The 9,273-nt window shown below is 53.2% G+C and carries 7 protein-coding genes and 2 tRNA genes; all 9 read right to left on the reverse strand.

Features of this window, described 5'->3' with window-relative positions; translation table 11 throughout:
- Positions 1-179 precede the first annotated feature (179 nt).
- The 9 genes from NTX71_10270 to NTX71_10310 all read right to left on the reverse strand — a co-directional run bounded on the left by NTX71_10270 (position 180) and on the right by NTX71_10310 (position 8,812).
- Positions 180-1,775: a PQQ-binding-like beta-propeller repeat protein gene (locus tag NTX71_10270; GenBank protein MCX6340282.1), complete on the reverse strand. Its 1,596-nt coding sequence runs from the start codon at positions 1,773-1,775 to the stop codon at positions 180-182.
- Positions 1,776-1,931: 156 nt separating this feature from the next.
- A tRNA-Glu gene (locus tag NTX71_10275) sits at positions 1,932-2,007 on the reverse strand.
- A 128-nt stretch (positions 2,008-2,135) separates the two neighbouring features.
- Positions 2,136-2,540 carry a four helix bundle protein gene (locus NTX71_10280; GenBank protein MCX6340283.1) on the reverse strand — a complete coding sequence of 135 codons (405 nt, stop codon included), beginning with the start codon at positions 2,538-2,540 and terminating at the stop codon, positions 2,136-2,138.
- Between the two features lie 85 nt (positions 2,541-2,625).
- A tRNA-Lys gene (locus NTX71_10285) sits at positions 2,626-2,700 on the reverse strand.
- Between the two features lie 86 nt (positions 2,701-2,786).
- Positions 2,787-3,347, reverse strand: coding sequence for a ribosome recycling factor (gene frr / locus NTX71_10290; protein ID MCX6340284.1), 561 nt, complete (start codon positions 3,345-3,347; stop codon positions 2,787-2,789).
- A gap of 64 nt (positions 3,348-3,411) precedes the next feature.
- Positions 3,412-4,179: a UMP kinase gene (pyrH, locus tag NTX71_10295; protein ID MCX6340285.1), complete on the reverse strand. Its 768-nt coding sequence runs from the start codon at positions 4,177-4,179 to the stop codon at positions 3,412-3,414.
- A 178-nt stretch (positions 4,180-4,357) separates the two neighbouring features.
- Complete coding sequence (tsf, locus tag NTX71_10300) at positions 4,358-4,951, reverse strand: translation elongation factor Ts (protein MCX6340286.1); 594 nt, start codon at positions 4,949-4,951, stop codon at positions 4,358-4,360.
- 375 nt (positions 4,952-5,326) lie between these two features.
- Positions 5,327-6,229, reverse strand: coding sequence for a 30S ribosomal protein S2 (rpsB, locus tag NTX71_10305; GenBank protein MCX6340287.1), 903 nt, complete (start codon positions 6,227-6,229; stop codon positions 5,327-5,329).
- Positions 6,230-6,628: 399 nt separating this feature from the next.
- Positions 6,629-8,812 (reverse strand): lamin tail domain-containing protein, encoded by a 2,184-nt coding sequence (locus NTX71_10310; protein ID MCX6340288.1) that lies wholly within the window; start codon positions 8,810-8,812, stop codon positions 6,629-6,631.
- Positions 8,813-9,273 lie beyond the last annotated feature (461 nt).

A 9,273-nucleotide genomic window follows, 5' to 3' on the forward strand; every position in this document is an offset into this window, starting at 1 on the left:
AAAAATCCGCTGAACCTTTCAAATGGAAGTTCACCCGTCAGGATCTCAAACGATTACTCGACAAACTATCTCTTTGTTCACAGAAAGAAAAGGCCGCATAAATAATACGTCACCGAACTTATGATCCAGAGCACTAAGTAAGCGCCATTCTGGTCCGACCCCAATTATCACCCCAATTATCAAGGATTGACCGTACTCACCTGTTTATCAAACATGATGACGTACTGCGTAGTGGCGGTCAACTGGCTCAGACTCGAAACAGGTGGTATTTTGCCCGCATTGACGGCAACTATATAGAATGTGATCTGCTTCCCTACCGATGTCATCGGAAGAATAATACTAGGCGTAAAGCTGTAACTAAAAGGTGCCTTGAAACCTTGAATATTTGTGGCCGCCGACGCTATCCCGGATTTTGCGCTGTTGTTAAGATAGAGCGTGTACGGGCCACACTGCCCCTCAGCGAGGATATACAGGTCAAACGCCTCGTTGATATCCTCATGGAGCTGGATCTCGAGTGTGCAGCTCCGCCCGGCCCACAGCTCGCTCGGTATGATCTGCAATACCGGCGTTGGCGTGGCTGTCGGGGGCACAGGCGTTACGGTGGGGCTACCCGGCGTGACCGTCGGCGTCGGGGTGATGGTCGCCGTCGGTGTAGGTTGCTGCTGGATGCTATAGAGGCAACTATCATTCGAGCCAACATGCAGCTTCCCATCCGAACCTATCGCTGGCGAGGAATAAACGCCTCCTCCTGTTTGATAACTCCAGCCAAGGCTCGCGTTTGAATTGATGCTATAGAGATAATTATCAGCGGAGCCGACATACACCTTCCCGTCCGAGCCTATCGCGGGAGAGGAAATTACCCAGTACCCGGTTTGATAACTCCAGTCAAGGCTCGCGTTTGAATTGATGCTATAGAGGCAATTATCATACGAGCCGACATACACCTTCCCATCCGAACCTATCGCGGGAGAGGCATTTAACTGGTTCCCGGCCTTAATGCCATAACTCCAGGCGAGGCTCGCGTCTGAATTGATGCTATAGAAGGAATTATCCTGCGAGCCGAAATATACCTTCCCATCAGAACCTATCGCGGGAGAGGGAATTATCTGGTTCCCGGTTTGATAGCTCCAGTCAAGGCTCGCGTTTGAATTGATGCTATAGAGGGATTTATCCTTCGAGCCGAAATACGCCTTCCCATCAGAACCTATCGCGGGCGAGCAATTTGTGTTGTCCCCGGATTGATAACTCCAGCCGAGGCTCGCATTTGAATTGATGCTATAGAAGGAATTATCCTGAGAGCCGACATACACCTTCCCATCAGAATCTATCGCAGGCGAGGGATTTATCTGGTCCCCGGTTTGATAACTCCAGCCGAGGCTGGCGTTTGAATTGATGCTATAGAGGTAATTATCAGCGGAGCCGACATACACCTTCCCGTCCGAGCCTATCGCGGGTGAGGAAATTACCTGGCTTCCGGCTTTATAACTCCAGTCAAAGCTGGCGTTTGAATTGATACTATAGAGATAATTATCCTGAGAGCCGACATACACCTTCCCGTCCGAACCTATCGAGGGGGAGCACCATATGCCGAGACCTGCTTTATAACTCCACGCCAGAAACGGTATGGACGGGCCGGCGTAGGCGCTCAGGCCCGTGTGCTTTAAATTGCAGCGAAACATCGGCCATGGGGAATTTGTATCAAGCTGGCCAGATGTTAAGGATATCATCGAGACCATAATCGTCGCGCTCAATGCCATAATCGATTTTGCTCTCATCTCTTCCTCCCTGTTTGCACCCCGTGGGGTCGCGCAGGCAATTATCCGCAAATCCACAGTAAGAATAGCATACATGGAGCGGGGCCAACAACAATTATACCCCGGCGAAAAAGCAAAATCACCGCACCGCCTTCCGGCGATACGGGGATTTATAGCTGGCGACCCCACGGGGATTCGAACCCCGGTTTTCAGATCGAAAATCTGAAGTCCTAGGCCTCTGGACGATGGGGTCTCCAAATACAGCAACAAAAGTCACTAGTTGCTGGTCACTGGACACAAACTACAAAAAATAAACAATCACTGCAGTAACACCGGTGATTATACACCGATCATCTTATTTACAAACGCGGCAAAACAATACTATAGCGCTTTATCAACGGATTTGCTCAGTTCTTTATTTTCAACAAACTGGATAAGCTTAACCAGCATCTTGCAGATTGAGTCGCAGTATTGCCTACCCTTATCATTCTCTTCATCAGTTACCTGCTCCTGTCGCCAAGCAATGGTGAGCGACGGGATGCATTTTTTGGCAGAATCAAGAGCATGGGAAAAATATTTTATCTTTTCCCGATAGGATACCTTGCCCGACCCCTCTGCGATATTATTCGCAATCGAGACAATTGCACGTTGCAACTGATCTACGATTGAACTTCTATAATCAAACGCCATCTTCTTACATACATCAAAAACAAAATCAGCAAAGTCAAGTGCGAGCTGATATACCTTCAGATTCTCAAAGTCAAATGTTACTCCCCCACCACCCATATGCGCAGCCTTCCTACTCACTGCTATTGCTTTTTATTGCTTTTGTCCAATAACTAGAAACTAATGACTGTTGTTGCTGCAGTAATGGTGAGGGCGGATGGATTCGAACCATCGACCCACTGCTTAAAAGGCAGTTGCTCTACCCCTGAGCTACGCCCCCCTAAACTGCTCGCACCTCGTGAAGCGTGAAACGTGAAGCGTTATATTATAGGCGCTTCACGCTTCACGAGATACGCTCCACGTTTGTTAAACTTCCATGATCTCCTTTTCTTTCCTGGCGAGGAGCTTGTCAATGTCCCTGATGTACTCGTCTGTTTTTTCCTGCACGTGCTTCTCGGCATGGACCATCTCATCCTCGGTAATCTTCCCTCCCTTCTGCTCCTTCTTGATGTGGTCGTTGGCATCGCGGCGTATGTTGCGGATCGCGACGCGGCCCTCCTCGGCCATGTGCTTCACCAGCTTGTCGAGCTCCTTGCGGCGCTCCTCGCTGAGCTCGGGAATGGGCACCCGCACAATCCGGCCGTCTTTGACGGGGGTGATGCCCAGTTTCGATTTCAGGAGTGCCTTCTCGATGGCATCGGTGGCGGCGGGATCCCACGCCTGGATCACGATCAACCGCGCCTCCGGCGTGGAGATTCCGGCGATCTGCCGCAGCCTTGTCTGGGTGCCGTAGTAGTCCACCACGATGTTCTCCACGAGCGCCGGAGATGCCTTCCCGGTGCGGATCGCAGCAAATTCATGCTCCACAACCTCCATTGTTTTCATCATCTTCAGTTCCATTTCCTCCAGTATCGCGTCGGCTGTCATGGGCATATCCTCCCCTTGTGCTGCGGCACTTGATGCCGGATCATATAATATCGGTGGTATGCGCTCATCGTCCAGTGCCACGCCGTGCACTCCGCTGGCCCGGCTCTCCGCCAATCACTGTCCCCAGCGCACCCCCCCTGAGCACCTTCTCGATGCTGTCCTTCAGATGCAGGTTAAAAACAATAATGGGAACATTGTTGTCCATACAGAGAGATATCGCGGTTGAATCCATTACCTTGAGGCGCTTCTTGAGCACACCCATATAGCTCAAGCGACGGTAGAGTCGCGCGTGCCTGTCCTTTGTCGGGTCGGCCGAATAGACGCCGTCCACCTTGGTCGCCTTGAGGAGCACGTCCGCCCCAATCTCTGACGCCTTGAGCGCGGCAGCCGTGTCGGTGGAAAAATAGGGGTTCCCCGTGCCGCCCACAAAGATGACCACGCGCCCCTTCTCGAGATGCCGTATCGCCCTCCGCCTGATGTACGGCTCCGCGAGCTGCTGCACCCCGATCGCCGTCTGCACCCGCGTGGGCACGCCTTCTTTCTCGAGGGCGTCCTGCAGGGCGAGGCCATTGATCACGGTGGCGAGCATCCCCATGTAGTCGCCCGTCGTGCGGTCGAGGCCCCTCGCGTGCGCCTCAAGCCCCCGGAATATGTTGCCGCCGCCGATGATAATCGCCGTCTCCACCCCCATCCGGTGGACACCCCTGATCTGCCGCGCGAGAAACTGCACGAGATCGGGGTCTATCCCCTGGCCCTTCGGTCCCCCGAGGGCCTCCCCGCTCAGCTTGATCACAACCCGTTTATACTTTGCCCGTACAGGACGGCGCGGCATAAGAGATGCCTCGTTTCAAATTAAACCACGGATGACAATAACGGCCCAAAGTGGAAGGCCAAAAGCTCGAAAAGATGATGTCATATTAACCCTTCAACTTTACACTTTCAACTGTAGTTACATCTGCGTGCATCCTGTTTCAAATACAATCCGTGTTTATCCGCGGCAGAAATATTGATCACCCTCCGAGCTGGTAGCGGGTGAAGCGCCTGATGACAATATTCTCCCCCAGCTTCGCGATGAGATCGGTGAGCAGCTCCTTGATCTTCCTCCCCTCGTGCTCCGGCCGCACGGAGGGCTGCTCCATCAGGCAGCAGGTCTCGTAGAATTTCCCCAGCTTTCCCTGGACGATCTTCTCGATGACGTTCTCGGGCTTCCCCTTTATCTGCGCCCGGATGATCTCCTTTTCCCGCTCCACGACATCCGCGGGGACCTCGCCAGGCACGAGATACGCCGGGGCGGCCGACGCAATCTGGAGGGTCACCATCTTGACGAACTCACGAAAGTCGCTGTTCCTCGCGACGAAATCGGTTTCGCAATTGACCTCCACCATCACGCCAATCTTATCCCCGTGGTGGATGTAGGCGCCGATGATCCCCTCCGCCGCTTTCCTCCCCGACTTCTTCGCGGCGATTGCCAACCCGTGCTTCCGGAGATAATCTATCGCCTTCTGCAAATCCCCCTGTGACTCCGCGAGGGCCCTCTTGCAGTCCATAATCCCCGCGTTTGTCTTGTCCCTCAATTCCCTGACCATTTCCGATGTGACCTGCACGTTGATACCTCCCTCTTGTATTTAAACAGTCTGTTTTGTCTGCTCTCGAATTGTTGGTGTACAATGTTAAACTAAATACAACCAACATAGAAAACTTACATATAAAAACCACAGCTTGATATAAATAACCACAGATGAACACAGATACCTATTGTGAAACAGGATGCACGCACCTGCCTGCCGGCAGGGATACACACAGATAGGAATACGGTTGAAAGTTTAAAGTTGAAGGCTTACCTTGACACCATTTCTTTAATCCTTTTGCCTTAGACTTCCAACTGCAGCAGCAATCTGTGTTAATCTGTGTGTATCCGCGGTTATAAGTTAAGTTGCGTATTTGGCTGAAGCTAGTCCTTAAAAAATAGGTTGCCGAGCTCAGGCGGAATCCGTGGCTCCCTCACCCTCTTGGGAAGAAGGCTCGGCCTCCTCGACGGGGGTGGCCTCTTGCTCCTCAAGGCCTTCCGTTTTCGCGGGCTCCGGCTCCGCGGAGGGGCTCGCAGCTTCCGCCTGCGTACCCGCAGCTTCTTTTTCGGCCGTCTCTTCGCGCGCCTTCCGTCCCCGCCTCGGCTTCTTTTCCTCGCCCTCCGGCACCGTCCGGAGCTTCATGCCCTCGACGCACGCCTGTGAAATGATATCCGCCATAAGCTTGATCGCCCTGATGGCATCATCATTGCTGACGATCGGGCAATCGATTTCCTCAGGGTCGGAGTTGGTATCCACGAGCGCGACGATGGGTATCCCAAGCCGCCTGCCCTCCGCCACCGCGATCTTTTCCTTTTTCGTATCAATGATGAAGAGCGCGCCCGGCAGACCATCCATATCTTTGATTCCCGTGAGGCCGCGGTCAAGCTTCGACTTCTCCCGCATTATGGACGCGACTTCCTTTTTGGGGAGCTTGTTGATGATCCCCTCATTCATGAGGCGCTCGATCTCTTTTAATCGCCCGATGCTCTTGCGAACCGTTTTGATGTTCGTGAGGAGGCCGCCGAGCCAGCGCTCGGTCACATAGAACATGCCTGCCCTGGTCGCCGCCTCCTTGATGGACTCTTTGGCCTGCCTCTTGGTCCCCACGAACAGCACCGATTTGCCCGAGCGGACCAACTCCCGGATGAACGTGTAGGCTGCTTCGACCTGCTCCAGCGTTTGCTGGAGGTCTATGATGTGAATCCCGTTCCTCTCCTCGAAGATAAACGACCGCATCTTCGGGTTCCAGCGCCTTGACTCGTGCCCGAAGTGGACTCCCGCTTCGAGAAGTTCCCTGACTGTGATGACCGCCATTGCCTCTCCTCCTTTCAGGTTTCGCTCAATTTGCCGGGGCGCTGATTTGCGCGACGCGCGCATGCCTCCCCTGGCGTTGATCCCGCTCAGCGGGACATTGAGCTCCGCCTTCGTGTGCAAAGATGGTAGGGGTACCACCAGATATTGCATCGGCGAGTCTTTTCCAGTCTCGCCATGGTGGTTTATATCAAAGGGCCGGCCGTTTGTGAAGGGATTTATACTGGAATGGCAAAGCAATTTAGAAATGTCCCCAACCTAATGACCCAAAGGGAAGAAGACTTTGCCAGGAAATTTGGAAGACAAGTTAGGGCAAAATGCTTTTGGTCTCTAGCCTTTGCGCCCCACGCACAGCGGATCTGGGCTTATCAGGTGCGTCAGGTCAATCCTCCCGCCCCGCTTTCAATGCCCCCTGGGAGAGGGTGTGACGAGCTCCTCCCAGTCTGCTTTATCGTTCGTATCCACCCCTGGAACTTTCCGCCTCAGGCTGTGCCCGGGTAGTACATCTGGGCTCAGCTCGTCATCGCCCGCTGGATCATGTGCATCTCCCCGGAGCATGTTCGAGTTCGGGATATCATAAAGCACCGTATCAAGTATTTTACCTCCGTACCCCACCAGCCTCACCCCATCCGTGGGACTGAGATTGCCATAATAAGGCACCATGGGATCATTTTGATCTCCGTTCTGGAGTCGCATGTAACACACAAGATCGGGAGCAACCCCGAATACGCTTTGGACATTGATGTCGCCTATGAGGAAAAATGACCGGGCAGGGATGACAGCCCCTAGAGGAAACACAACTTTGCCATAGTCAAAACCGCCGCCATACTGGATATAGAGCCAGCCGATATCTACCGGCCAGCCCTCGGGATTGTATAGCTCGATGAACTCCTGCCGGAGGTCGCCGTCTGCCCCTGGCGGATCGTAGTATATTTCATTGATCACCACGAGAGGTCGGGAGGCTGCGCTGAGCGGGCTGGTGTGAGCACCCACCTCGCTCCCATCAACGTATCCATCATCGTCGCTATCGGGATCCAGCGGGTTTGTCCCCTGACTCGCCTCATCCGCGTTGGACAAACCATCATTGTCAGTATCCGTTGATGTTGAAGAGCGGGGACTTGGTGTGTTGAGCACTTCAAAATCATTCGTGCTGTTTGTATCCACGCCATCGGTCTTCCTGCTCAAACTCTGCCCCGCCTGCACATCGGGATTCAGCTCCCTGGGATCTCCTCCCGGGATACTGTCATCGCCGTATAGCGACCTGTTGGGATTATCGTACAGCACCGTGTCCACCACATATCCGTCCGGCCTCACCAGCCTCACCCCGTCCGTGTTGCTCGGCTTCCCCGGATTATCACCATTTTGCATCGTGATGTTTGCTCTGAGATCGGGGAGATTCCCATAGATATCTGTCACATATTCTCCCCCGATCAGGAAATAGGAGTGTGCCGGTATCACCTTCCCGCGAGGTATGACACGGATCGTCTCAAATCTCCCTTGCGGCGGGTAGAGATCGGTCCCGCAGGAGGCTTCTATCCGGTAGCCGGAGAGATCAACCGCCGCCGGCTGATTGTTATACAACTCTATGAACTCATGCCCGTCATCGGCTCCGGGGTAATCATAGAGAATCTCATTGATCACCAGGAGGCTGGGCTCTCCAGGATGAGAGTTCGGGTCCAGAGGATTTCTCCCGAGATTCACCTCGTAGCCGTCGCTATACCCATCACCGTCAGTATCAGGATTTAGAGGATTGGTCTTGTAAACCTTAACCTCCTCGCCATCCTTCAGGCCATCTCCGTCCGTATCGGGATTATATGGGTCTGTGCCGATAGACCTTTCATAATCGTCCAGCAACCCATCCCCGTCACTATCGCCATTTATAATAATATAGTTTATGTAGCCTGCATTCCCTCCTGACGCAGAGAGATCCACAGTCAATTTTCCATCCCTCACCGTTACCCAGGTCCCCGGCACATAAATAAAATCATTTGCAGCCGCAGACTTCCCGTCGATAACCGTATGCCCCTCGACGATCATCGTCTCCGGCCCCATGGGATATCGCGCGTCCCCCGAAGCAATGCTTATGAGGTAGCTGCCATTATGAACATCTATCTCCCACCTTCCTGATCCTCCCGGCAATACATATACCGACGTATTGAGCCTCGGATCGCCGTTCTCGGTCCGCTGCACGCTTCCCATCGCGCTAGCCCAGCCGTAGCCTCTCATACCATCATAGACCGCGCCGGAATCCATATCATACCCCTCCGGCACTTCGAACTCCTCCGGCTGGAAGTTGATCTGTATCGGCAGGGGCTGGATTAACGCAGATTGTGCCTGGTAGAGGTATCCTCCCCGTATCTCATGATCGCCGCTCATCAGCATCCCCGTCTGCCAATTCCCTCCCACCGCCCCGTGCAGAGCATAGCTGAGAGAGGCCGAATGCCCCCCACCACTATCCATAGTATCCGCAGGAATCATAAGGGTATCGCTGCTTCTCATTGCCCACAGCAGTCCTGCTCCCAGACACAACGCCGCCATTATCAGCAGGCTCACCGGCAATTTCATAATCCCTTTTCTCTTACTCATAACCAAAGCTCCCTCATCACCGCTGCTTCTGGCAATCGAAAGAAGAGCCACATCTATTATTTATTATGCTGGACAATGCCAGGAGCACGGCACACAAATAATTCCCTATTACGCTCTATTGAAACAAGCTATTCCACTTTATTCTCAGCCCTATGCCAGGATCACCGCCTTCATCATTTGGCCCCAAGATCACTAGAAGATTTTCATCATTACCAGGAATACCAGTAGCATTTATAGCAACTCGAGTAACGGTTTTCCCATTTGCAGGCTTTATCATTGCGCTCATGATCTGTATAACATTATCAAGACTGCTTGGGGGGTAATTAGGGTCTCCTGAAAAAGTATTTTTCGGATTGTATACGCGAGAGCACCGGCTATTATCTCCCCCTTCATACCTGAAAGAGACTTCCCCTCCCGCCCCTGGTCAGATTCTCTTCGCCGCCGTGGCCAGATTCATGCCC

The sequence above is a fragment of the Candidatus Auribacterota bacterium genome, assembly GCA_026392035.1.
In the GTDB taxonomy this organism is placed as follows: domain Bacteria; phylum Auribacterota; class Tritonobacteria; order UBA1439; family UBA1439; genus JAPLCX01.

Coding starts and splice junctions, on each gene's coding strand:
- NTX71_10270 (MCX6340282.1), bottom strand. CDS start 1,775: ATGAGAGCAAAATCGATTATGGCATTGAGCGCGACGATTATGGTCTCG.
- NTX71_10280 (MCX6340283.1), bottom strand. CDS start 2,540: ATGGGTGGTGGGGGAGTAACATTTGACTTTGAGAATCTGAAGGTATAT.
- frr (MCX6340284.1), bottom strand. CDS start 3,347: ATGACAGCCGACGCGATACTGGAGGAAATGGAACTGAAGATGATGAAA.
- pyrH (MCX6340285.1), bottom strand. CDS start 4,179: ATGCCGCGCCGTCCTGTACGGGCAAAGTATAAACGGGTTGTGATCAAG.
- rpsB (MCX6340287.1), bottom strand. CDS start 6,229: ATGGCGGTCATCACAGTCAGGGAACTTCTCGAAGCGGGAGTCCACTTC.
- NTX71_10310 (MCX6340288.1), bottom strand. CDS start 8,812: ATGAGTAAGAGAAAAGGGATTATGAAATTGCCGGTGAGCCTGCTGATA.